Consider the following 23,223-nt stretch of genomic DNA (forward strand, 5'->3'; position numbering starts at 1 on the left):
GCCGAGGCGCGACGGGTGCGAGGGCGAAGGAGCGGTGTGGACATGGCGGACATGGACGCGTTCATCGGACGGCTGAACCCGGACATGTGTGTGGTCACGGCCGCGGCGGGCGGTGAACGGGCGGGCTGCCTCGTCGGATTCGCCTCGCAGTGCTCGATCCGGCCGGTGCGTTTCGCGGTGTGGCTCTCCGAGCTGAACCACACCTTCCGGGTGGCCCGGAACGCCGAGGTGCTCGCCGTGCACCTGCTCGCCCGCGAACAGCACGCCCTCGCCGAGCTGTTCGGCGGGCGCACCGGCGACCGGACGGACAAGTTCCGGGATGTGCGGCTGCGGGAGGCGTACGGCGGGGCCCTCGTCCTGGAGGACGCCCCGGCCTGGTTCGTCGGCCGCGTCCTGACCCGCGCCGGCGGCGGCGACCACATCGGCTTCGTCCTCGACCCGGTCGAGTGGGGCGGACACGAGACGTACGACGGGCCGCTGCTGCGCCTCTCCGACGCCGTCGGCATCCCGCCGGGCCACCCGGTCGACTGACCCCATGAACGGCTCCCGCGTCCCCGGCCTGGTGCTGCCCACCCTGTCCCTGCCGGCACTGGTCGTGGGCCTGTGGTGGTCCTGGCGGCACCACGGTGACGCGTAGACCGCCGCCCGGGCGGGCTACGCCTCCGGAACCCCCGGGACCCGGACGTCCACCACGCACACGTCGTCCCGCCGCTCGTCCGGCAGCATCCGCGCGAGCAACGGCCCCAGCGACGCGGGCCCGTCGGTGTGCGGGGCCGCGACCGCCTCGCCGAGACGCTCCAGACCGAGGTCGATGCTCTCCGGAGGGTGCTCGACCAGTCCGTCGGTGTACAGGATCAGCCGGTCTCCGGGCGCGAGACGGCACTCGGCCTCCTCGAACACCGGCGTCCCGGTCGCCCCGAGCAGCATGCCCCTCGGGCGGTCCAGGTACCGGGCCTCGCCGTCCCGCAGGAGCAGGGGCGGGGGATGCCCCGCCTGCGCCCAGACCAGGCGCCGCCGGCGCGGCTCGTAGCGGGCCAGCACCATCGTCGCGGTCGCGTGGGAGTCACGCGAGTGCAGCAGCAGGGTGTTGAGCCGGGCCAGCGCGCCGGTCAGCGACGAGCCCGTGATGACCATCCCCTTCGCGGTGAACCGCAGCTGGGCCATCGTGGCGACCGCGTCGACCCCGTGTCCGGCGACGTCGCCGACCACCAGCAGCGCGTCCCCGTCGGGCAGCTCGATCGCGCTGAACCAGTCGCCGCCGACGTGCACCCCCGACTGGGCCGGCAGATAGGCGACCTCGACGCGCAGCCCGGCCAGGTGCACCGGCCGGTTGGCCATCGGCAGCAGCGCGTGCTGCAGCCGGGAGGCCAGGGTCCGTTCGGCCTGGAGCACGTCGTGCTGCGAGAGGATCGCCCGCTCGCTCTCGACCAGGGCCAGCTCCGCCCGCCGCCGGGCGGTCATGTCCTGTACGAAGCCGTGCACTTCGACGGGCGTGCCGTACGAGTCGGCCACCGACTCGGCCACCAGCCGCAGATGCCGGATGCCGCCGCTCGTCCTGATCCGGAACGGCACGTCGAACGCCCGCCCCTCCTGGACGAGCTCGCCGACGGCGCGGGTCAGCGCGGGCGTGTCCTCGGGCAGGGCCAGCTCCGGCACCTCGGTCAGCCGCACCGGGCCGTCCGCGGGGTCCCGGCCGAGCAGGGTGAACACCTGCGTCGACCAGGAGCCCTCCCGTGTGACCAGGTTCCAGTTGGCCCAGCCGAGGTTGCCCAGCCGCTGCAGGTCCGCCAGCCGCTGTTCCTGCCGGTCGGAGGAGCCGTGCCGGGTCCAGGAGACGACCAGGGCGTCGCCCAGCGGCGCCACCCGCGTCGTGTACGTGAACAGCTCCGTGACGCCCGCAACCGTCTCCTCGTGGGCGAAGGGCTCGCTCTCGTACTGCTCCCCGGTGGCCAGCACGCGCAGGCAGCCCCGCCACAGCGGCCCGCCCGCCAGGGCCGGCCGGAACTCCAGCAGCCGCCGCCCGGCCGGTTCCTCGCCGGTGCGGCCCAGCAGGTCGCCCACCTGGGCGGTCGCGGCCTCCACGCGGAAGTCCTCGGCCTCGCCGGAGGCGGCACGCACCGGCGTGAGCAGCATCGCCGAGACCGGCAGGGCGTCGAACAGCGCCTGCGCCGCGACCGTGGCGGCGTCGGCGGACCGCTCGGCCGGGGCGTCGAAGGCCCGCAGCCGCCCGGCGCACAGGTCGGTGACGCCCCGCAGGTGAGCGCGGTCGCGCGAGGTGAACGCCCCGGCCCGGCGGCGCAGCACGCCGATGCAGACCTCGGCCGGGCCCGCGGTGGACACGGGGAGCCAGGCCCGCGACCGCCACCGCTCGGGAGGGTCCCCGATCAGCAGGTACCGCCGGGTGTCCGAGGGCAGGTCCTCCAGCCACCGCGGCGCGCCCGCCCGCAGCGCCTCCAGCGCCGCGATCCCGCTGAGCGGCGGGACCCGGCGCCACTGGGAGGCCAGCCTGTCGTCGATGCCCGCGTGCCCGACGAGCGCGAGGCCGCCGTCGGGCCTGCGGGCGTAGATCATGACGGCGTCCGCCGCCATGTCCGGTCCGAGGTGCTCCAGCAGGCACCGCGCGAGGTCGTGCGGGGTCATCACCCGAACGAGGGCCTGGCCGAGGCGGGCCAGGGCGGCGGCGACGTCCTCCGGTGCGGCCGACTCCTCCAGGACGTCCGCCCCGGAGCCGGGGGTGCCGGTGCCGGCGGGCTCGGTCCCCTCGCCCGGGCCGGGCGCGGTCGGCGCCAGGCTGCCGAGCGTGATCCAGCACTCCTCCAGCAGGGTGTGACGGGCCGCCTTGGCCCGCTGGAGCAACTGCTCGCCGGCGGCGTCCGCGGAGCACCCGGTCAGCGCCATCACCGCGCCCTTGGCCCGCTCCACGACGGACGACGTCGCCGCCTGGTCACGCAGCCGGTCCAGCTCGGCGCGCTGGCGGGCGACGACCCTGGCCAGTTCGGCCAGGTCCGGTGCGGCACCGGGATCCGGCGGTGTCACGGGCTCGCTCGTCACGCGTTGAGCATCGCACACCGGGCTCGATTCGCAGACCGCCTTGTGCGCACCGAGTGCTCACGCATCCCGGGCGCCGCACGGGCCCCACCGGCCTCGTGGAAGAGTCAGTGGCCGTCGCGCGGATAGAGCCACAGCCGCAGCAGCCGGCTGAGCCGCGGCATCACCAGGTACGTCAGCACCGGCAGCAGGACCAGCGGGAACACGGCGGCCCGCAGGGGCAGCGGCCAGCCCGTGGTGTGCGGGGTCACCAGCCACTGGACGAGCAGGGTGAAGGGATAGGCACCGAGGAAGGTCGTGAGGACCATCTTCCACCGGGGCGGGGCCTGCACGGTGGTGCCCGGCAGGCTGAACCAGGTCTCCATGCCGGTCGTCGACTGGCGTTCGCTGCTGACCTCGGTGGCGATGTCCTTGATCCGCCGGTGCCAGCGCGCCCGTTCCTCGGACTCCAGCCAGGCGGCGAGCCGGTGCTGGTCGGACCAGCGCAGCACCGCGTGGTAGCGGTGACCGTCCTCGGGCGTCAGCCAGGACACGCCCTCGTTGCCGGGGAACTCTCTGGCGCAGCGGGTGATGCCGTGCGTCCACTCCTCGAACTGCCGCTCCCGGCCGGGGCGCACCTGCCAGGTCAGGACCGTGGTCACCGGCTCGCCGCGCCGGACTTCTGTGGTGCTCATCCACTCCTGGGTGCCACGCGCGGCGCGGGTCATGCCCCGGGGCTCAGGAGTGGCGGTTGGCCTCCACCAGTGCCTGGGTGACCGCCCGGACGCTGCGCGCGATGTGCTGCAACTGCATGACCTCGGCCGCGTACAGCTTGATCGTGTGCTCGATGACGCCCTCGTGCAGCCCGAGACCGGGCAGGTCGGCGCGGGCGGTCTGCAGGGCGGTGCGGGCCACCCGGATCTCGTGCTGGACCTGGATCTGGGCGTGCCGGGCGAGGAGCACCGGGTGGCGGACGAACACGGGGTATCCGGCGTAGCGCGCGGGCACCAGCTCGCGCAGCCACTTGGCCGCCGAGCGCTCCCAGTCGTAGCTCCCGGGGGTCTTCACCTGGCAGGGCCAGTCCGGGCTGATGCGCGTGGACGTCAGGGGCATGATCATCGCTTCCGGGTGTGCGGCGTCGTGAGGGTGGACGACGGGTCGGGGCGGCCCCGGTCTAGGGGATGGCCGGGGCCGCCTCGGGCACCCGGGGCGCCGAAGCGGGTAGGACCCGGCCTCCTCGGGTGCGGAACGGATCCGGAACAGCCGGGTCGCGATCCGTGAGCAGTATTTATATATGCCAACCGGTTTGCAAGGAGCATGAAAACATTCATGCGCGCTTTGTTGTGGATGGTCCCCGTGTGTGATCGGGCGGCCGGCCGCCCGGCCCCGGGGAGGGTTCAGTCCCGGAGGAAGAACTGGTGTTGGTCGGCGACCTGCTCGTACTCCTCCAGCCGCGCCTGCGTCCGCTCCGGGTCCGCGTCGGTCATGGCCTGGAGCAGCGCCGAGCACATCACGCCGGGGGCGGCGTAGGAGTCGAAGACGAGGCGGGACCCGGTCCCGGTGGCGAAGGCGACGTCGGCCTCGTCGGCGAGCGGCCCGAGCGCCAGGTCGGTGATCAGGGCGACCTTGAGTCCGGCGCCCCGCGCGACGCGGACGGCCGTCAGGGTCTCCTGGGCGTGCCGGGGCATGGAGAACGCCAGCACCCAGGTGCCGCCCGCCTCCCGGGACTGCAGCAGCGCGTCGTAGGCCACGCTGCCGCCGCGGGTCACCAGCCGGACGTCGGGGTGGATCCGCCGGGCGGCGTAGGCGAAGTACTCGGCGAGCGAGACGGAGATGCGCAGGCCCAGGACGGTCAGCGGCGTGGACGAGGACAGCTTGCGGCCGATGTCGATCACCAGGTTCGGGTCGGCGAAGTCCCGCCGCAGGTTCTCCAGGTTCTCGATCTCGGCGTCGACCGCCGCCTGCAGCTCGTTGCCCTGGTTCTCCTCGGCCGGCCCGCCGGCGAGGGTGCCGAGCGCGATCGACTGGAGCTTCTCCCGCAGCGCCGGGTAGCCGCTGAAGCCGACCGCGGACGCGAACCGCGTCACCGAGGGCTGGCTCACCCCGACCCGGTCCGCGAGATCGGTGATCGACAGGAACGCCGCCTCGGTGATGTGCTCGATCAGGTACTGGGCGATGCGCCGCTGGCCGGGGGACAGCCGGGGCCGGTCGAAGAGCGTTCTGAGCTGGGCGGACGGGGAGACCTCCGCTTCCGGGGCGGCCTTCCCCGAGGTGATCGCGGATGCCTGTGCGCGTGCCTGCTGCGGCGATGGCACCGGTGCGCCTCCTTCGTCTCCCGGGAACGTTCAACATAGCTCACGCACCGTGGTGACCAGGGATTCTTCGCGGGAGCACATGAGGTGCCCGGCGGGTGGATACCCGGGCGCCGGGCGGGAACCCGCCGCCGCAGAAGATCCCCTACGACGCGCGAGGAGCCACGGACATGACCGTCCCCGAGGAGAACCGGCCGAAGACCCAGACGACCGACGAGGTCCTGGAACAGCACGACGAGAACCGGAACCGGCCGCCGGGCGCGACCGGCCGCACCATGCGCGAGGCCCTGGAGGAGGCCGAGGTGCGCCCCGACGACTACGACGAGCGGTAGGACACCCACCCCCGGGGCCGCCGCAACCGGCCCACCCCGACCGAACCGACGACGTTTCCGGCAGGTGATGACCGCATGGGCGCCCTGAGTGCGCTGGAAGAGACCCTGGAGAGCCGATGGGAGGCGCTGTGGGCGCGGGTCCGCGACAAGGAACCGGTCGAGGTCCTCGACGCCCTGCGGCGCGAGTGCGACGACAACGCCGTGGTGTGCGGTGAGGGCCGCGTCATGGTCCCCAACGCCTACGACGTGGAACTGCCCGACGACGTGCACGAACACCTGACCCGCACCGGCATCGACGTGGGCCAGGCCCTCACCGACAGCCTCTCCCGCCACGCGGACCGCCGCGGCTACGAGTGGGCGGGCCCCCTGGCGGTGCATGTGGCGAGGTGCCCCGAGGTCCCCAACGGCCGCTACCGGGTGGCCAGCCGGGTGATGCCCAACGTGAGCACCGACGGCTTCTTCCACGCCGCGCACTGATTCGGGGACGTTCAGCTGCGATAGATCGTGATCGAGTGCCCGACGTGCTCGACGGGGCGGCTGCCGCCGATCAGTTCGGCCAGCCGCCCCGTGGCCTTCGCCGCCGCGGAGTCGGACACCACCAGCAGCCCCCGCACCGCGTCGGCCGGCACGCGCCGGGGATCCTCGGCCCGGATGCCGTAGAACCCCGGCACGCCACTGCCCTTGTAGACGAGCCACACCCGCTCACCCGCGTACCCCTCCCGCAGCCGCTCCGCGAGCCGCCCGAGATCCTGCCCCCAGTCCACGTTCGAGTCGTGCAGCCACTCCCGTGCCCTGTCCGGCCCCCCGAACGCCTCGTTGGAGTACGGCAGGTAGAAGGGGAACGTCCGCACCGAGCTGACCCCGACGAGCGCCACCAGCACGGCGACCCCGGCCGGCACCCACCGTCGCCGCGCCACGAGCAGGCACCCCGCCGCCACCGCGAGGAACAGCGGCAGGAACACGGCGTACCGGGTCCCGAGATCCCGCGCCCCCTGCATGGCCGCCGCCAACAGCACCAGGGGAGCGGCCAGTACATAAGGAGCGGCAGGCCGCAGCCGGCGCACCGCGACCACCGCCGCGACACCCCCGGCCCACAGCGCCAGCATGCCCAGCGGCGTCTTCACCAGCAGCGCGGCCGGCAGGTAGTACCAGAGCGAGCCGTCGTACAGCCGGCCGAACAGAAAGCCCTGCCACGGCCGGTTCTCCAGCCCGAACTGCACACGCATCCCGTCCCGGTAGGCCTCCGGGAACGGCAGCAGCTGGACGAGCAGACCCCGCATCCCGCGCACCACCGGCACATGCTGCTCCGGAGTCCAGCGCAGCCGGGGATCGACGACCAGATAGGCGACCCACACGACCGCGATCGCGGCCAGGGCCACCGCGCCCGCCCCGGCCACCGCACGCACCAGGCGCCGGCCGCCCCCGCATCCGCGCCGCACCGACACCCCGGCCAGCAGCATCAGCACCGGAACGGCGGGCAGCATACTCATCTTCGTGGCCGACGCGGCGCCCAGCGCGATCCCCGCGAGCGGCACGTACAGCCGGGGCCTGCGGCGCGCCCGCCACACCAGCCACGCCGACGTCAGCGCGAACCCGGCGGCGGGCACGTCGAGCGTGGCGAGCGAGCCGTGCGCGATGACGTCGGGGGAGAAGCAGTACAGGGCGAGCGCGGCCAACCCCGCTGCGGGCCCGGCCAGTTCACGGGCGAAGGCGAACACCACCAGCCCGAACAGCAAGGTCAGCGCGATCACCGGAAGGCGGGCCCACAGCATCAGCCGCCAGGGATCGTTGCCCGACTCGTAGAGCAGGTGCCGGCCCAGCCGGCCCTGGTCCCCGGTGAAGGACGCGTCGACGTGCGGAGCCGCGAGGGCGACACCCGCGCCGATGACCAGCTTGCCGAGGGGCGGATGCTCGGGGTTGTGGCGCAGCCGGTGCTCGTGCGTGTACTCGGCGGCCGCGCCGACGTACACCGGTTCGTCGATCGTCGGCGTCTGCCGCACCGCGGCCGTCACCATCGCGACGGCCATCTGCGCGAGCAGCAGGACCACGAGGAGCGGCACCGGCCACCGCCTGACGGAACGCCGCTCGGCCCCGGAAGGTGCCGGAGGCGGGAGCGGCCGCGGGACGGCGGGAGCGGTCCGGAGGTCCCTCATGGACCCACTCTGCATCAGCCCCCGCCGCGCACGGCGTCACCGCCGCACGAGTCGCACCGACAGCCCGTCAGCCGTGTGGACGGGCACGGCCCGCAGCGTCGCCGAGTCCAGCTCGACCCGGTCGAACCGGCCGCGCACCTGCGGGGCCGACAGCACCGGGACGGTCGTCCCGGCGACCGGCGGACGCTCGGTGTCGAGCCGCAGCGACAGCACGCTGCCCCCGCCGAGCAGGACGCGCCGGCTCACCGTGAGGGCCGGGCCGTGGTCCTTGCGCAGCAGCAGCTCCAGCGTCGACCCGCCCTCCTGGACGTAGCAGCCGCGCACCCGCAGCACCTGGTCCGCGCGGAGCGTGCCGCCCGCCACCCGGACGTCGCCCCGGCCCAGGGCGTCGGCGGAGGCGGCGACCAGCGTGCCGGCCTCGACGACCGTCCCGCCGTGGTAGCGGTTGTGGCCCGTCAGTGTGAGCGTGCCCGTGCCCCGCTTGGTCAGCCCGCCGTCGCCCTCGATGTCGTTGCGCCAGCTGTCGGACGCGTGGAAGCCGCCGGCCGCCGCGTCCAGCGTCACGGTCACGTCCCGGTCGAAGGCGCCGTAGCCGTCCGCCGCGGCGAACAGGTTCAGCCGGCCCCACTGCTCGAAGCCGTCCAGCAGGACGTACCCGGAGGGCAGCGCGGTCGTGCGCAGCACTTCGCGCCGCTGGTCCGCGGTCAGGTACGGCAGCCGCGTCTCCAGCAGCACCTCCGCGCCCTTGGGCACGGTGAGCGGGTCCTTGCGGCCCCGGCGGGGCAGGACGTAGGTCAGCCGGGGCCCGACCGCACGGGCGTTGGCCTCGCGGTCGGCGTAGGCGTCGCCGGCGTCCGCGTGCGCGTAGGCGTGGAGCGTGTCGGCGGTCGTGCCGGTCTGCCGCGTGAAGTAGTCGAGGGCCTGGGCGCGGGCCGCCGCCTTGAGCTCGGCGTTCGCCGGGTCGGCCAGTGTCGCGGCGGTCAGCGCGGTGGCCATGACCCGGCCGCCGATGACGTCGACGGTGGAGTGCATGCCCGCCATGATCCGGGTGTGGCTGAGCTCGAACGCGCGCGTCACCAGCTCCTGGAACCGCTCGGGCACCGCGTACGCGAAGGCCAGTGCGGCCAGGTGGAAGGCGTTGGTGTGCCCGCTGGGGAAACCGCCGTCCTCCTCCGCGTTCTCGGAGCGCTGGCGCAGCAGCTGCGGGGCGACGACCACCCGCGAGTCGTACACCGGGTAGCCGAGGGCGTCCTTCTGCCCGGTGTCGACGACCTCGCTGTCCTCGTTCATCCGCCACGGACGCGGGTACTGGAAGGCGAACTTGGCCGGGTTGCCCGAGGCGAACGGGCCGCGCACGGTGTCGACCAGCTTCGCGACCCTGCCCAGCTCCGAGTCGTAGGAGCCCGCGCCGAGCGCGGAGCCGGCCGGGGCGTCGGCGGGCAGGGTGTCGCTGATCTTCCCGGGGGGCGTGCCGTCCGGGGCGCCGGTGATCGACGTGACCGCCTTGGCGCCCGCCTTGTAGAGGTCGGCGAGCGGGCCGAGCCCGGCGATCATGGCGTAGCTCTGGTGCTGGCGGTCGTAGAGGAACGCCTCCTTCGCCTGGTCCTCGGTGCGGGCCTGGGTGACGCGGGCGCAGTAGCGCATGTTGGCGCGCAGCACCTCGCGGTCCAGGACGTGGCCGGTGTCCCAGGCGTCGCCGGTCTTCCAGACCTTGGTCATGCCGCCCAGGATCCGGACGACCGCGTTGGTCTCGGGCGTCTGGTTCGTCAGGACGTTCGACTTGTAGTCGTCGACGAACGCGGCGAAGCCCGTGGCCGCCTTCGCGTCCGCGGCGGCCGGCCAGGTGACGAAGGCCGGAGCGGCGAGCACGCCCGCCGAGGCCCCGAGGGAGATCTTGAGGAAGCCCCGCCTGTTGACGGCGGTGGCGGTGCGGTGCCCGGCTGGTGACGGCATGGGTGCGCCTCTCTTGAGTTCTGCCAAGGGGTACTGCTGCGCGAGCTTCGGCCGTGCGGCCGGGGTGACGAGCGAAGATCTACGGCCGTGCCGTGACCCTTCGGAGAGGGTCCGGCCACGGAACGGTGTCCGGTGCGTGAACGGCGGCCGCCGGGCTCACCGGAGGGACCGGGCCAGCGCCACCGCGCCCTCGACCGGCGGCACGCGCAGGGGCTGCGGCCGGGCCTGGGGCAGGGCTTCGGCGAGCGCGTGGGTGAACGCCTCGTACAGCGCGGGCTGGGCGAGCACCGTGCCGCCCGCCACCACCACGTCGTCCACCGCGACCCCGCGGGCGGCGAGCCGGACGACGAGCGCGGCGAGCGCCCGGCCGCCGTCGGCGATCACACCCCGGGCGAGCGGCGAGCCGGCCTCGGCTGCCGCGAACACGACGGGGGAGCGGCGGCCCCACTCGGCGGACACGTCCGTGGCCGCCTCCAGCGCCGCGCCGAGCGCGGGCACCTCGGCCACGCCGAACGCCTCGACCAGTCCGGCCGCCAGTGCGTCGGGCTCCTCGCCGCGGTCGTGCGCCGCCCAGACGGCCCGCGCGGCCTCGCGGACGAGTCCGGCGGCGCCGCCCTCGTCGCCGAGCACCGCGCCCCAGCCACCGACCTGGACCGGGTCGCCGTCGGGCAGCCGCCCCACCGCGACCGAACCGGTACCGGCCACCAGGCCGACGCCCTTGTCCAGCCCGGCGGCCGGGACGAGCAGCTCGGCGTCGCCCACGACCAGCGCGGGCACCCCCAGCCGCTCCTGGAGAGCGGCGCGGATGCCCGCGCACTGGCGTGGCGTCTCACAGGCGTGACCGCCCACGGCGACGGCCGACGGGCGGGTGCCCGCCGGCAGGGCGTCGTGGATCAGCGCGGCCAGCCAGTCGGCGGCGGCCCCGGGGTCGTGCGGCCGCCAGCCCGTGCTGCTGCGGACACGGTCGGTGACGGTTCCGCCGCCCGCGAGGGCGCGCAGCTGGGTCTTGGTGCCGCCCACGTCGATGCCGACCACGGAGGGCGTGGTGTCCTGCACGGGTCCTCTTTCGTCGGTGCGCGGTCACGTCGAACGGCAGGCGAACCGTGCGTCGGACCACGGCGGTTGAAGAGGTAGGGAAGCCCCGGGACGGGCTTCTGCGGGCCACGGCAGGCGAGTACCGTGAAGTTCGTTAGGAAGTTAACTAACGAAGTAGGGTGCGTCAAGAGGCACGGAATTCCCGGTGCCGCGCCACCCTTGCGGCCGCCCTGCTCGGCCGCAGCACGACCTGGGGAGACCATGCGCCTGAGTGAGAGTGCCCGTGTGGTGTTCGACGTACTGGCCGGGGCGGGCACGGCGACCCGGCCCCAGCTGGCGGCCGGTGCGGGCCTTTCCAAACCGACCGTCTCCACCGCCGTGGCCGAACTGGAGGCCGTCGAGCTCGCCGCCCACTCCGGGCGGGCCTCCGGCTCCACCGGCCGCAGCGCCGCCGTGTACCGGCTGGGCCCGGCCGCCGGCGCCGTGCTCGCGGTCGACCTGGGGCCCGCCAAGACGCGGGTGCGCGCCTGCGCCCTGGACGGCACCCTGCTCGCCGAGGGCACCGGCTCCCGGCCCGAGGCCGCCGACACCGTCCGCAAGGTCCTCGACGCGCTGCCCGCCGGAGCCCCGCTGCGAGCCGTCGTCGTCGCCGTCGGAGACGTCACCACCCGCGACCGGGAGGGCGCCGGGGAACGCCCCGCGACCGCCAAGGCCGGCCCCGTGTTCGACGCCATGGCCGTCGCCCTGCCCGAGGGCGTCCCCGTCCACCTGGAGAACAACGTCAACTGCGCCGCCCTCGCCGAACTGCACGAGGGCGCCGCCGTCGGCCGCGAGACCTTCGGCTACCTCCGCATCGGCGTGGGCATCGGCCTCGCCGTCGTCATCGGCGGCCGGGTGCTGCGCGGCGCGAACGGCGCCGCCGGTGAGGTGGCCCGGCTGCCCTACCCCTGGGACGACGACCGCGCCCCGCGCCACGAGGGGCTGGAGCAGCGCATGGGCGCGCGCACCCTGCTGCGCAGGGCGGCCGAGGCCTGGCGGGACGGCGACGGGCCCCGCCCGCGCACCGCGGAGCGGCTGCTCGCCCTCTCCGGGCGGGGGCATGCCACGGCCCGGGCCGTGGTCGACGCGCACGCCGCCGACGTGGGCCGGCTCGCCGCCGCCGTGGCCGCCGTACTGGACCCGGGGCTGATCGTGCTGGGCGGCGGCACCGGAGCGGATCCGCAGCTCCTGCCCGGTGTGCGCGCCGAGCTGGCCCGGCTGAGCTGGCCCACCGAGGTGGTCAGCAGCGTCGTGGGGGACACCGGGACGGTGGCGGGCGCCAGCAGGCTGGCCGTGGCCCATGGAATTCAAACCGTGACCGGAGCTGTGCGGGCGAAGCATTGACGGGTGCGCCATCGGTCTGCCAATGTCCGGACAAGCGCTTTCTGAGTCGGTCGGGACACCGACTCCGGGTGAGCCTCCCGCTCGTACGCGAAGTACGGCAGCCGCACGAGGGCGAGCTTGTGCGACGTCGGCCGTCATGGCCGGGGACCCCACCCGTCAGGGCGACGCGGCCGGGCGAGGCCGTGCCCCCGGAAAGCGAAACTTCCCCCAAAACGCACCTGTGCCGCCTCGGCTGGCGCCGTGCTTCTTCCGCTACGACGAAAAGGGACTGAAGATGACCAGTCTGGGTGTACGGCGCTCCCGCCGGCTCGGCCACGGCGGCATACGCCGCGTTGTTCCCCTCGCTGCCGTCGCCACGGCAGGTGCCCTCCTGCTCTCCGCCTGCGGCGGCTCGGACTCGGGCTCGGGCGGGACGTCCAAGTCGCTGACGTTCTGGATCTCCACGGTTCCGGGGCAGGACGCGGGCTGGAAGAAGATGGTGGCGGAGTACAAGAAGGAAACCGGCGTCAAGGTCAACCTCGTCAACATCCCCTACGACGGCTACGACGCGAAGCTGCGCAACGCCGCGCAGGCGAACTCCCTGCCCGACGTGGCGGCGGTGCCGAAGCTGGACCCGATCTGGGCGAACAAGCTGATCGACCTCGGCCCCATCGCCAACAAGAAGAGCAACAAGATCAACAAGAACTTCATCGCCAAGGACTCGTCCGGGAAGGTGCTGTCCATCCCCTCGGACATCACCGCGTCCGGCCTGTTCATCAACAAGTCGCTCTTCGAGAAGGCCGGCGTCTCCTTCCCGACCTCGCCGCAGAAGACCTGGACCTGGACCGAATTCGTCAAGGCGGCGGACAAGGTCCGGGAGAAGACCGGCGCCAAGTACTCCCTCACCTTCGACCAGTCGCCGTCCCGGCTCCGCGCCATGGTGTACGAGCTCGGCGGGAAGTACGTCCACGCCGACTCCTCCGGCAAGTTCTCGGTGGACGCCGCGACCCGGAAGGCCGTGAAGCGCTTCGTCGCGATGAACGACGACAAGACCATGCCGAAGTCGGTGTGGACCAGCGGCGCCGACCCGTCCGCCATGTTCCAGAGCGGTGACGTGGTCGCCTACTGGTCCGGTGTGTGGCAGGTGCCCGCCTTCGCGGAGAGCATCAAGAAGTTCGAGTGGGCGAGCGTCCCCACCCCCGCCGAGCCGGTGCAGGCCAGTGACGTCAACAGCGGCGGCATGATGGTCGGCTTCAACAACAACGGAGCCGCGGCCACCGCCACGGAGAAGTTCATCTCCTGGCTGTACGAGCCGGCCCACTACCAGGCGCTGTGCGAGGCGTCCGGGTTCCTGCCCGTCGAGAGCGGTCTGACCCCGAAGTACCCCTTCAAGTCCGAGGCGGCGCAGGCGGCGTTCAAGCTCTACAACGAGTCGATCCCGCTGTACGCCCCGATCTCCGGCTACTTCAACACCGCGCAGACGAACTGGGTGCTGAAGGGCAAGAGCCTCACCGAGGACCCGACCAAGACGGAGCTCGGCAAGGCGATCAACGGCCAGCAGTCGGCCGACAAGGCGCTGGACAACATCGTGGCCGGCTACAACCAGCAGGTCGGCGGCTGAGCGCAGGCCGACAGGCCCGGGCGGCGGCGTCTCGACACCGCCGCCCGGCCTCGGGGCCACGCGATGCCGGGCTCACGCCCCTGAGCCCACAGGAACCCATTCCACCAGCACGGAGTCAGGAAGATGACCAAACGCGCCCCGGACGTGTCCGCGAGCCCGCCCAGGAGACGCAGTAAGTACACCCTTGCGCCGCTCGTCCTCATCGCGGCCAACGTCGTGCTCTTCGCGCTGTTCTTCCTCTGGCCGGCGGTGATCGGGCTCGTCTACTCGTTCACGAACTACACGGGCGTGGGGGCGTTCCAGTTCATCGGACTGGACAACTACCAGCGCCTGTTCGGGGACTCCACCTTCTTCGACGCGCTGACCCGGACGCTGCTGTACACCGTGCTCTTCGTCCCGCTGAACTTCGTGTTCTCGCTGCTCATCGCCAACGTGCTGGTGAGCAGGCACGCCAAGGGCGTGTCGGTGGCCCGCGTCTTCTTCTTCATCCCGTGGCTGCTGTCGCCCATCGTCGTGGGTGTGCTGTGGCGGTGGCTGTTCGGCGAGAACTTCGGACTGGTCAACTACCTCATCGAGAAGTTCGGCGGAAGTGCCGTCCCGTGGCAGTCGAACGCGGACCTGTCGCTGCTGGTCGTGGTGGTCGCGGCGTCCTGGGCCTGGACGGGCTTCTCGATGCTGCTGTTCATCGCGGCGATCAAGAACGTACCGGTCTCGTACTACGAGGCGGCATCGCTCGACGGCGCCGGTCCGTGGCGCCAGTTCATGAGCATCACCCTGCCGAGCATCGCGCCCACGTCCTTCATCGTGATCCTGCTCAACACGATCCACGCGATGAAGGAGTATCCGCTGTTCGCCTCCCTCAACAACGGCGGACCCGGGACGTCGAACAACCTGCTTGTCCAGTACATCTACCAGACCGGCTTCAAATCGGGCCAGATCGGCTACGCGAGCGCCGCGTCGTTCGTGCTCATGCTCATCCTGATGGCCGTCGCGATCATCCAGCTGGTCGTCAACCGGCGGGTGGAGAACCGATGACAACCACAGACATGCCACGCAAGGTCGACGCCGGGCCCGGAGGGGCGGTTCCCGGGAAGCGGGTGCGCGGCGCGGCGAGCGGCGGGCTCCGGCGCGCGGTGCCCGCGACGACACTGCTGTGGGTCCTGGCCGCCGTCTACGGATTTCCGGTGCTGTGGTTCGTCCTCAGCTCCTTCAAACCGGCGGGAGACCTGTTCTCCTCGCTGGCGCCGTTCCCGGACGACCCCACCCTGTCGGGCTACAAGGCGGCGTGGGACGGCGCCAACTTCTCCCAGTACTTCCTCAACACGACCATCGTGTGTGTGATCTCGACGATCCTCACGGTGGGAGTCAGCTGCTGCACCGGATACGCGCTGGCCAAGTACGACAACCGGTGGCTGAAGGTCTTCTTCGTCGGCATCCTGGCCACCACGATGCTGCCCTCCGAGGTCATGCTCGCCCCGCAGTTCCTGGTGGTCCGCGACCTCGGCCTCTACAACTCGCTCGCCGGCATCATCCTCCCGGCCGTGCTCACCGCGACCGGGTGCTTCATGTTCCGCCAGTTCTTCCTGACGGTCCCCGACGAGCTCATCGAGGCCGCCCGCATCGACGGGGCGCGTGAACTGTCGATCTTCCTGCGGATCATGGTGCCGGTCTCCCGGCCCATCATGCTGACGCTCGCCATCCTGTCGTTCCAGTGGCGCTGGAACGACTACATCTGGCCGCTGCTGATGCTCAACGACCCCAGCAAGTTCACCGTGCAGATCGGCATCCAGAGCCTCGTCGGCGCGCAGAACATCAACTGGTCGGTGGTGCTCGGCGGATCGGTCATCTCCATGATCCCCTTGATCGTCGTCTTCCTGGTGTTCCAGCGTTACGTCATGAACGCCGACATCAACGCCGGACTGAAGGACTGACCCACCCGTGCATCTCCCCCACCAGCGCGGCCCGTTGCACGACCTCGCGGACACCCCGGAGGCGTACGACGCCGTCCTCGCGGACGTCACCGAGCAGGCCCTCGCCCGCATGACGCCCGAGGGCAACCTCGAACACCCCGACTGCGTCGACGACATCGGCGACACCTCCCTCGGCATCACCTCCCTGCTCGCCCTCGCCTGGCAGCGCACCAAGGACCCGCGGCTGCCGGAGGCGGTACGCCGCAGTCTCGCCTTCCACCTGAGGGAGCGGGTCTACACCGAGGACAACCCGGGCTACCCCAACCTGCGGGTGCGCGACTCCGGGCTGCCGTACGCCCGGTACACCCTGGCGGCCGGCGCCCACCCCATCGGCGACTGGCCGAGCACGGTGTGGGCCCTGCTCCAGGCGGTGAACCTGCTGGACCTGGCCGACGGCCTGATCGACGACGGACAGCGCGCGGAACTGCTGGAGGTGGCCCACGGCTACTGGCGCTGGCTGACCGAGGCCACCTTCTTCAACCCGCAGGAGGCCGGCAACCAGGCCATCGGCTGCGTCGTCGGCGGCCTGATGCTGGCCCGGCACCTGCCGCCCGCGCAGGGCGACGCGGTACGGCGCGAGGCCCTGCGGCTCTACAGGGACGAGATCCGCGCCCACCGCGTCGCCGACCGCGGTGCCCTGCTGCCGCCCGAGCACGGCGGCGCCTACGACAACAACTACGGCCCGATCTCCCTGTCCTTCCTCGCCCAGGCCCACCGGGTCAGCGGCGAGGAGGTCTTCGCCGAGGACGGCGACGCTCTCGCCCGCTACATCGACGCCCGCCTCACGGGCGGCGGCTTCGACAACGGCGGCCCGCGCTACAGCGAGCAGCACTCCGCCTTCGAGTCGGTGCTGGGCCTGCGCTACTTCGGCGCCCGCATCGGCTCCGACCTCGGCCGCTACCGGGGCGACAGCCGCTGGGCGCGGCACGCGTGCAAGGCGGACGGCGGCGTCGACGGCCACTTCGCGTGGATGCTGGTCTGGCAGATCCAGGACACCACGCGCTGGCACCGCACGCCCTCGACGGCTCCGGCCCGCCACCAGCTGCGCGCGGGGTCGGTGTCGGTGGCCTTCGACACCCACATGACCCCGTCGCTGATCGAGGCGGCCGGCACGTACTACCTCCCGGCCGCGGTCAACCGCCAGCACGGCTTCGGCCCGGTCGCCGACGGCTTCCTGCTGTGCCGCCCGATGGGCGAGGTCCGCGTCCGGGACGTGACCGCCGACGGCCTGACGGCGAAGCTGGTCACCAAGCCGGTCGTCGGCCGCGACCACGTCCTGCGCCACGTGCGGTCCCTGTACGTCACCGACGGCACCACGCTCTGGACGACGGTCGCCGTGGAACGCCTCCCGGGCACGCCGTACCTGCTCGCAGGTCTGCCGTACGCCACCGACGACGGCGACCGCGTCCGCAGGACCGCCGAGCCGAGGGTCACGGCGGCGGGCGCCCTCCGCCTGACCCACCCGGCCTCCGGCGACCCGCACCACTTCGACGCCCGCGCGTCCGTCACCCAGGAGCAGGCGGCCTTCGCCCTGGCCGCCGACCCGCGCGGCTACGGCAACCCCGACGAGGGCTGGCGCCACCTGGTCGCCTCGACCGCCCTGGAGGCCGAACCGGCCCCCGGCGCGCCCGCGGACCTGCACGTCTTCGCGGTCCGCTACGGCCCGGGCGACGACGCCTTCACACCGGCGTTCGTGCGCGAAGGGGCAGCTCTCCGGGTCCGCACCGAGGCCTTCACGGCGGTGATCGGCGACCCGGCGGGCGACGCGCACGCGGAACCGGAACTGACGCTCTCCACCTGAGGGCGGCTCACCCGTTGCGCTGCGGCGGATGGGGCGGCCACGGCCCGAGAGCGGGCAGCCCCTCCGCCGCCACGGGCGACGCGGCGGGGGTGCGTCCGGCCAGCCAGGCGGCCAGGTCGCGCACCCGCCCGGTGACCACCGGGCCGGACCCGTCGCCGGCGGACCATTCCCGGGACACGTCCCCGGCGCGCACGCGCGTGCCGTCCGGCAGCCGGCACAGCAGGAAGTCGATGGCGTGGCAGGCCAGTTCCACGGGCCAGTCCGCCGGCCGGACGCCCAGGTCCAGGTCGACCATGTGGATCCACGCCTCACGCCAGCGGGCGTGGACCGTCGCGGAGAGGTCCGCGTCGCGGAAGGTCACCGGGCGGCCCCAGTCCGCGTCGTCGAGACGCCCCCAGACCGCCTCCAGTTCGGCCGTGCGCGCGGCGAGCGCGGCCCGGTGCTCGGCGGCGCTGCGCCCCGCGCCCGCCTCGATGATCGCGTTGCGCTCCTCGACTCCGCCGTCGTAGGCGGGCACGAGTTCTCCCCGCAGGGCGTGTTCCGCGAGCCGGGCGAACATGCGGGCGTTGTCGGTGAGATGGGCCAGGACGTGCCCGCGCGACCAGGACGGAAGGGCGGACGCGGCACGGACCTGCTCGTCGTCGAGCGGGGCGACGAGACGCGCCAGCGCCCGGTGGGCTTCGATCACGTCGGCCACGGGAGGTCGCATGAGCCGCCCCGCTAGACGTCGCTCGCGGGTGCCTGGGCCGCGAGCTCCTCGAGAGGCGCCCCGCTGAGCCGGCACACCTTCCACTCGTCCAGGAGCTCCGCGCCGAGCGACTTGTAGAAGCCGATCGCCGGCTCGTTCCAGTCGAGCACCCACCATTCGAACCGGTCGTAGCCGTGGCGCCGGCAGAGCGCGGCGAGGGACGCGAGCAGCGCCCTGCCGTGTCCGCCACCGCGCGCCGAGGGCCGTACGTACAGGTCCTCCAGATGCATGCCCCGCGTCCCCGTCCAGGTCGAGAAGCGCGGGAACCACAGGGCGTACCCCGCGGCCTCGCCCGTCTCGTCGTCCTCGGCGATCAGCGCGAAGGCGGCCGGATGAGCCCCGAACAGCGCCTCGCGCAGCTGCTCCTCGGTGGCCCGGGCCTGCTCCACGGCCCGTTCGTACGCGGCGAGTTCACGGATCATCGTCCGGATCTCGGGGATGTCGTTCACGGTGGCTGACCTGATCATGCGTTCGATCATGCCTCATCGCCGCGGAGCGGGGAAACGTTCCGGTAGCGCCTGCCCCGGCACCACCAGGTCCGCCCGGTCCCGGGTCGCGGCGACCAGCTCGGCGTTGCGCTCGTCCGAGCGCAGCACCCACTCCACCGCCTCCCGGTGGGACTTGCCGAACTGCTCGTGCCGGGCGACCAGCCGGCGGACGCGCTCGCCCTCCGGGAGTTCGCAGAACCACACCTCGTCGAGGCGGGAACGGACCCGGGCCCAGGCGCCGGTCTCCAGCAGCAGGTAGTTGCCCTCCGTGACGACCAGCCGGACCGTCGGCGGCACCGGGATCGCCCCCGCGATCGGCTGCTCCAGGACGCGCTCGAAGCCGGGCGCGTAGACCGTGTCGTCGTCCGCCTGGGCGCGCAGCCGCCCGAGCAGCGCCGCGTACCCGGCCGCGTCGAACGTGTCGGGCGCGCCCTTGCGGTCCCGGCGGCCGAGCCGCTCCAGTTCGGCGTCGGCGAGGTGGAAGCCGTCCATCGGGACGTGCGCCACCCAGGGGTCGCCGGTTCCGTTCAGCTCCCGCACCAGATGCTCGGCGAGCGTCGACTTGCCCGCGCCGGGGCTGCCGGCGATGCCGAGGATCGCGCGTCGGCCGTCCCGCGGGAGGGCCCGGGCGCGCCGGACGAGGTCGTCGAAGGTGAGCGGCACACAGCCGAGTGTGTCACCCTGCGCCCAGGACCGTCCGGCACGGGGGAGAAAGGAGCCGCACCGTGTCCGACGACGAAACACGGATCCGCGCGTTGATCACCCACTGGGCCGAGTCCGTCCACCGGGGCGACCTCGACGGCGTCCTCGCCGACCACGCCGAGGACCTCGTCATGTACGACGTCCCGCCGCCCCACGAGGGCATCCACGGACTGGCCGCCTACCGCGCCGCGTGGCCGCCGTTCTTCGAGTGGCAGGCCCAGGGCGCGCGCTTCGAGATCGACACCCTCGACGTCACCGCCGGCGCCGACACCGCCTACGCCCACGCGCTGCTGCGCTGCGGCACCCCCGAGGAACTGGCCGAACGCCCCACGCTGCGCCTGCGCCTGACGTTCGGCCTGCGCAAGGAGCACGGCCGCTGGCTGGTGGCGCACGAGCACCACTCCTTCCCGCACGACTGAGCCGCCCCGTCGCGGTGAGTGTGGCGTGCGCCACTCACTGGACGGGCCCGGTCTGGGAACCGGACCTGTATGACGCAGCTCGGCCTACCCGACGACATCCACGCCTGCCTCTTCGACCTCGACGGCGTCGTCACCCGGACGGCCGTCGTGCACGCGGCCGCCTGGAAGGAGATGTTCGACGCCTTCCTGCGCGACCGGGACGGCGAGGACTTCCGGCCGTTCGACGCGGCCGACTACGACGAGTACGTCGACGGCCGGCCGCGCGCCGACGGCGTGCGCACCTTCCTCGCCTCCCGCGGCATCGACCTGCCCGACGGCGACCCGGACGACCCACCCGGCGCCGGGACGGTGCACGGCCTCGGCAACCGCAAGAACGAGCTGGTCCTGGAGAAGATCCGCACCGACGGCGTCGAGGCCTACGAGGGCACCCTGCGCTACCTGGAGGTGGTCCGCGCCCACGGGCTGAGCACCGCGATCGTCTCCTCCAGCGCCAACTGCCGCGACGTACTGCGCTCGATCGGCGCCGAGCACTTCTTCGACGTGCGGATCGACGGCGTGGTCGCCGCCCAGCGCGAGCTGCCCGGCAAACCGCACCCCGACACCTTCCTGGCCGCCGCCGAGGACCTCGGCGTCGAACCGGCCCGGTGCGCCGTCTTCGAGGACGCCCTCGCCGGCATGGACGCGGGCCGCGCGGGCCGGTTCGGCTACGTCGTCGGAGTCGACCGCGTCGGGCAGGGCGACGCCCTGTACGCGCACGGCGCAGACATCGTGGTGAAGGACCTCGCCGACCTGGGGGAGACCAAGTGATCGCACAGCGGGCGTACGGCGTCGAACCCTGGACCGTGCGCGAGACGGAGCTCGACCTGGACGTCCTGGCCCAGAGCGAGTCCGTGTTCGCCCTGTCCAACGGCCACGTCGGCTGGCGCGGCAACCTCGACGAGGGCGAACCCCACGGCCTGCCCGGCTCCTACCTCAACGGCGTCCACGAACTGCACCCGCTGCCCTACGCCGAGGCCGGCTACGGCTATCCCGAGTCCGGCCAGACGTCGATCAACGTCACCAACGGCAAGGTGCTGCGCCTCCTGGTCGACGACGAGCCGTTCGACCTGCGCTACGGGCGGCTCGTCACCCACGAGCGCACCCTGGACCTGCGCCGGGGCGTGCTGGAGCGGGTCTGCGAGTGGACCTCCCCGGCCGGCTCGACCGTCCGGGTGCGCTCCACCCGGCTGGTCTCCCTCACCCAGCGGGCGATCGCCGCCGTGGCCTACGAGGTGGAGCCCGTCGACAGCCGGACCCGGGTCGTCGTCCAGTCGGAGCTGGTCGCCAACGAGAGCCTGCCCGAGCCGGACGGCGACCCGCGTGCCGCCCGGGCGCTGAAGTCGCCGCTGGAGCCGGAGGAGGACCTCGCCTCGGGCAGCAGGCTGCGCCTGGTCCACCGCACCCGCCGCAGCGGCCTCAGGGTCGCGGTCGCCGCCGACCACACCGTGACCGGCCCCGAACGGACCACCACGAGCAGCGAGAGCAACGTCGACGTCGCCCGGCTGACCATCACCTCCGTCCTGGAGCCGGGGGAGCGGCTGCGGGTGGAGAAACTGGTCGCCCACGGCTGGTCCGGCGCCCGCTCCCGGCCCGCGATGAGCGACCAGGTCGAGGCCGCGCTGGCGGCGGCCGCGCACAGCGGCTGGTGGGGCCTCCTGAAGGACCAGCGGGCCTACCTCGACGACTTCTGGGCGCGCGCCGACGTCGAGATCGACGGCGACGAGGAGATCCAGCAGGCCGTCCGCTTCGCCCTCTTCCACGTCCTGCAGGCCGGGGCCCGTGCCGAACAGCGCGCCATCCCCGCCAAGGGACTCACCGGCTCCGGCTACGACGGCCACGCCTTCTGGGACACCGAGGCGTTCGTCCTGCCGCTGCTGACCCACACCGCGCCGGACGCCGCCGCCGAGGCGCTGCGCTGGCGCCTCGACACCCTGCCCGCCGCCCGGGAACGCGCGGCCCAGCTCGGCCTGCGCGGCGCCGCGTTCCCCTGGCGCACCATCGAGGGCTCGGAAGGCTCCGCCTACTGGCCGGCCGGCACGGCGGCCTTCCACGTCGGGGCCGACATCGCCGACGCCGTGGTGCGGTACGTGGCGGTCACCGGCGACGAGGACTTCGAACGCGAGGTCGGCGTGGAGCTGCTGGTGGAGACCGCCCGCCTGTGGCGCTCCCTCGGCCACCACGACGACCGGGGCGTCTTCCACATCGACGGCGTCACCGGCCCCGACGAGTACAGCGCGATCGCCGACGACAACACCTACACCAACCTCATGGCCCGGGCGAACCTGCTGGCCGCCGCCGACGCCTGCAAACGCCACCCCGACGAGGCGGCACGGCTCGGCGCCGACGAGGAGGAGCGCGCCGCCTGGCGGGACGCCGCCGAGGCCGTGCACGTCCCCTACAACGACGAACTCGGCGTGCACGAACAGCACGCCGGCTTCACCCGCTACCAGCGCTGGGACTTCGAGCGCACGAGCCCGGACCAGTACCCGCTGATGCTCCACTTCCCCTACTTCGACCTGTACCGCAAGCAGGTGATCAAGCAGGCGGACCTGGTGCTGGCGATGTACACCTGCGGCAGCTTCTTCGAGGAGGCCTTCGACAACGACGCCGAGGAGCAGATCGCCCGCAACTTCGCCTACTACGAGCCGCTGACCGTGCGGGACTCCTCCCTGTCCGCCTGCGTCCAGGCCGTCATGGCCGCCCGGACCGGACACCTCGACCTGGCCTGCGCCTACACGGCCGAGGCCGCGCTGATGGACCTCGGCGACCTGGAGCACAACACCCGCGACGGACTGCACATCGCCTCGCTGGCCGGCACCTGGATGGCGCTGGTCGCCGGGTTCGGCGGCATGCGGTGCGCCGACGGCACCCTGCGGTTCGCCCCGCGCCTGCCCGAGCGGTACAGCCGGCTGGCCTTCACGGTCGGGTTCCTCGGCCGGTGCCTGCGCGTGGAGCTGACCGCCGGTCAGGCCACGTACACCCTGCGCTCCGGAGCGCCCCTGACGATCCGTCACCACGGCACCGAGCTGACGGTGAACCAGGACGCCCCCGTCACCCGGCCCGTCCCCCCGCCGGTCCCTCGCCCGGCCCCGAACCAGCCCCCGCACCGGGCCCCGAACACCCGCTGACCACCCAGTTCAGGTCACGCACTTGGCCGTATTCCACCCTGCATCGCCCCACCGCGCGGGTTAGCTTGGCCGTGTTTTACGATCATCCGGCTTTCAGCCCGACCGGGTGGGAGGTCGCAGCGTCCCTACGGCG

General features: G+C 73.0%; 21 protein-coding genes. 11 read left to right on the top strand and 10 right to left on the bottom strand.

Going from position 1 to position 23,223, the window contains the following annotated elements:
- Positions 1–42: 42 nt before the first annotated feature.
- Positions 43–531 carry a flavin reductase family protein gene (locus C1703_RS37965; protein ID WP_114257084.1) on the top strand — a complete coding sequence of 163 codons (489 nt, stop codon included), beginning with the start codon at positions 43–45 and terminating at the stop codon, positions 529–531.
- Positions 532–654: 123 nt separating this feature from the next.
- On the opposite strand, the gene C1703_RS37970 is transcribed toward C1703_RS37965, so the two are convergent.
- The 4 genes from C1703_RS37970 to C1703_RS37985 form a co-directional block, all read right to left on the bottom strand.
- A complete protein-coding gene (locus C1703_RS37970) occupies positions 655–3,051 on the bottom strand; it encodes a SpoIIE family protein phosphatase (protein WP_114257085.1) in 2,397 nt (798 codons plus the stop codon).
- Positions 3,052–3,155: 104 nt separating this feature from the next.
- Positions 3,156–3,722 carry an antibiotic biosynthesis monooxygenase gene (locus C1703_RS37975; protein WP_114257802.1) on the bottom strand — a complete coding sequence of 189 codons (567 nt, stop codon included), beginning with the start codon at positions 3,720–3,722 and terminating at the stop codon, positions 3,156–3,158.
- Positions 3,723–3,765: 43 nt separating this feature from the next.
- Positions 3,766–4,140: a hypothetical protein gene (locus C1703_RS37980; protein WP_114257803.1), complete on the bottom strand. Its 375-nt coding sequence runs from the start codon at positions 4,138–4,140 to the stop codon at positions 3,766–3,768.
- A gap of 284 nt (positions 4,141–4,424) precedes the next feature.
- Positions 4,425–5,342 carry a MurR/RpiR family transcriptional regulator gene (locus C1703_RS37985; protein ID WP_031120408.1) on the bottom strand — a complete coding sequence of 306 codons (918 nt, stop codon included), beginning with the start codon at positions 5,340–5,342 and terminating at the stop codon, positions 4,425–4,427.
- A 167-nt stretch (positions 5,343–5,509) separates the two neighbouring features.
- Here C1703_RS37985 and C1703_RS39440 point away from each other — a divergent pair, with 167 nt between their 5' ends.
- Together C1703_RS39440 and C1703_RS37990 are read left to right on the top strand one after the other, a co-directional pair.
- Entirely contained in the window at positions 5,510–5,671 is a 162-nt protein-coding gene (locus C1703_RS39440) for a hypothetical protein (RefSeq protein WP_198678387.1), read from the top strand.
- Between the two features lie 75 nt (positions 5,672–5,746).
- Positions 5,747–6,148 (top strand): DUF3662 domain-containing protein, encoded by a 402-nt coding sequence (locus C1703_RS37990; RefSeq protein WP_114257086.1) that lies wholly within the window; start codon positions 5,747–5,749, stop codon positions 6,146–6,148.
- A gap of 11 nt (positions 6,149–6,159) precedes the next feature.
- On the opposite strand, the gene C1703_RS37995 is transcribed toward C1703_RS37990, so the two are convergent.
- From C1703_RS37995 to C1703_RS38005, 3 genes are all read right to left on the bottom strand, one after another.
- Positions 6,160–7,698, bottom strand: coding sequence for a phospholipid carrier-dependent glycosyltransferase (locus tag C1703_RS37995; protein WP_343236426.1), 1,539 nt, complete (start codon positions 7,696–7,698; stop codon positions 6,160–6,162).
- A 162-nt stretch (positions 7,699–7,860) separates the two neighbouring features.
- A complete protein-coding gene (locus C1703_RS38000) occupies positions 7,861–9,777 on the bottom strand; it encodes a phosphatase PAP2 family protein (protein ID WP_114257088.1) in 1,917 nt (638 codons plus the stop codon).
- Between the two features lie 156 nt (positions 9,778–9,933).
- Positions 9,934–10,833 carry a BadF/BadG/BcrA/BcrD ATPase family protein gene (locus C1703_RS38005; RefSeq protein WP_114257089.1) on the bottom strand — a complete coding sequence of 300 codons (900 nt, stop codon included), beginning with the start codon at positions 10,831–10,833 and terminating at the stop codon, positions 9,934–9,936.
- A 240-nt stretch (positions 10,834–11,073) separates the two neighbouring features.
- Here C1703_RS38005 and C1703_RS38010 point away from each other — a divergent pair, with 240 nt between their 5' ends.
- From C1703_RS38010 to C1703_RS38030, 5 genes are all read left to right on the top strand, one after another.
- A complete protein-coding gene (locus C1703_RS38010; protein WP_114257090.1) occupies positions 11,074–12,195 on the top strand; it encodes an ROK family protein in 1,122 nt (373 codons plus the stop codon).
- 274 nt (positions 12,196–12,469) lie between these two features.
- Positions 12,470–13,795 carry an extracellular solute-binding protein gene (locus tag C1703_RS38015; protein ID WP_114257804.1) on the top strand — a complete coding sequence of 442 codons (1,326 nt, stop codon included), beginning with the start codon at positions 12,470–12,472 and terminating at the stop codon, positions 13,793–13,795.
- Between the two features lie 123 nt (positions 13,796–13,918).
- Positions 13,919–14,830 (top strand): sugar ABC transporter permease, encoded by a 912-nt coding sequence (locus C1703_RS38020; RefSeq protein ID WP_114257091.1) that lies wholly within the window; start codon positions 13,919–13,921, stop codon positions 14,828–14,830.
- Complete coding sequence (locus C1703_RS38025; RefSeq protein ID WP_114257092.1) at positions 14,827–15,726, top strand: carbohydrate ABC transporter permease; 900 nt, start codon at positions 14,827–14,829, stop codon at positions 15,724–15,726. The genes C1703_RS38020 and C1703_RS38025 overlap by 4 nt, the downstream gene beginning before the upstream one ends.
- A 7-nt stretch (positions 15,727–15,733) precedes the next feature.
- On the top strand, positions 15,734–17,566 hold the full coding sequence (locus tag C1703_RS38030; RefSeq protein ID WP_114257093.1) for a hypothetical protein: 1,833 nt from the start codon (positions 15,734–15,736) through the stop codon (positions 17,564–17,566).
- 7 nt (positions 17,567–17,573) lie between these two features.
- On the opposite strand, the gene C1703_RS38035 is transcribed toward C1703_RS38030, so the two are convergent.
- From C1703_RS38035 to C1703_RS38045, 3 genes are read right to left on the bottom strand one after another with little or no spacing between them, the layout of a single operon-like run.
- A complete protein-coding gene (locus C1703_RS38035) occupies positions 17,574–18,275 on the bottom strand; it encodes a maleylpyruvate isomerase family mycothiol-dependent enzyme (RefSeq protein WP_114257094.1) in 702 nt (233 codons plus the stop codon).
- An 11-nt stretch (positions 18,276–18,286) separates the two neighbouring features.
- Positions 18,287–18,781, bottom strand: a complete 495-nt coding sequence (locus C1703_RS38040; protein WP_114257805.1) for a GNAT family N-acetyltransferase — start codon at positions 18,779–18,781, stop codon at positions 18,287–18,289.
- 15 nt (positions 18,782–18,796) lie between these two features.
- A complete protein-coding gene (locus C1703_RS38045) occupies positions 18,797–19,465 on the bottom strand; it encodes a nucleoside/nucleotide kinase family protein (protein WP_114257095.1) in 669 nt (222 codons plus the stop codon).
- A gap of 62 nt (positions 19,466–19,527) precedes the next feature.
- Here C1703_RS38045 and C1703_RS38050 point away from each other — a divergent pair, with 62 nt between their 5' ends.
- The 3 genes from C1703_RS38050 (at position 19,528) to C1703_RS38060 (ending at position 23,090) form a co-directional block, all read left to right on the top strand.
- A complete protein-coding gene (locus tag C1703_RS38050) occupies positions 19,528–19,923 on the top strand; it encodes an SgcJ/EcaC family oxidoreductase (RefSeq protein WP_114257096.1) in 396 nt (131 codons plus the stop codon).
- A 69-nt stretch (positions 19,924–19,992) separates the two neighbouring features.
- Positions 19,993–20,730, top strand: coding sequence for a beta-phosphoglucomutase family hydrolase (locus C1703_RS38055; RefSeq protein WP_114257097.1), 738 nt, complete (start codon positions 19,993–19,995; stop codon positions 20,728–20,730).
- Positions 20,727–23,090 carry a glycosyl hydrolase family 65 protein gene (locus tag C1703_RS38060; protein ID WP_114257098.1) on the top strand — a complete coding sequence of 788 codons (2,364 nt, stop codon included), beginning with the start codon at positions 20,727–20,729 and terminating at the stop codon, positions 23,088–23,090. The genes C1703_RS38055 and C1703_RS38060 overlap by 4 nt, the downstream gene beginning before the upstream one ends.
- Positions 23,091–23,223 lie beyond the last annotated feature (133 nt).

The organism is Streptomyces sp. Go-475, assembly GCF_003330845.1.
GTDB lineage: Bacteria > Actinomycetota > Actinomycetes > Streptomycetales > Streptomycetaceae > Streptomyces.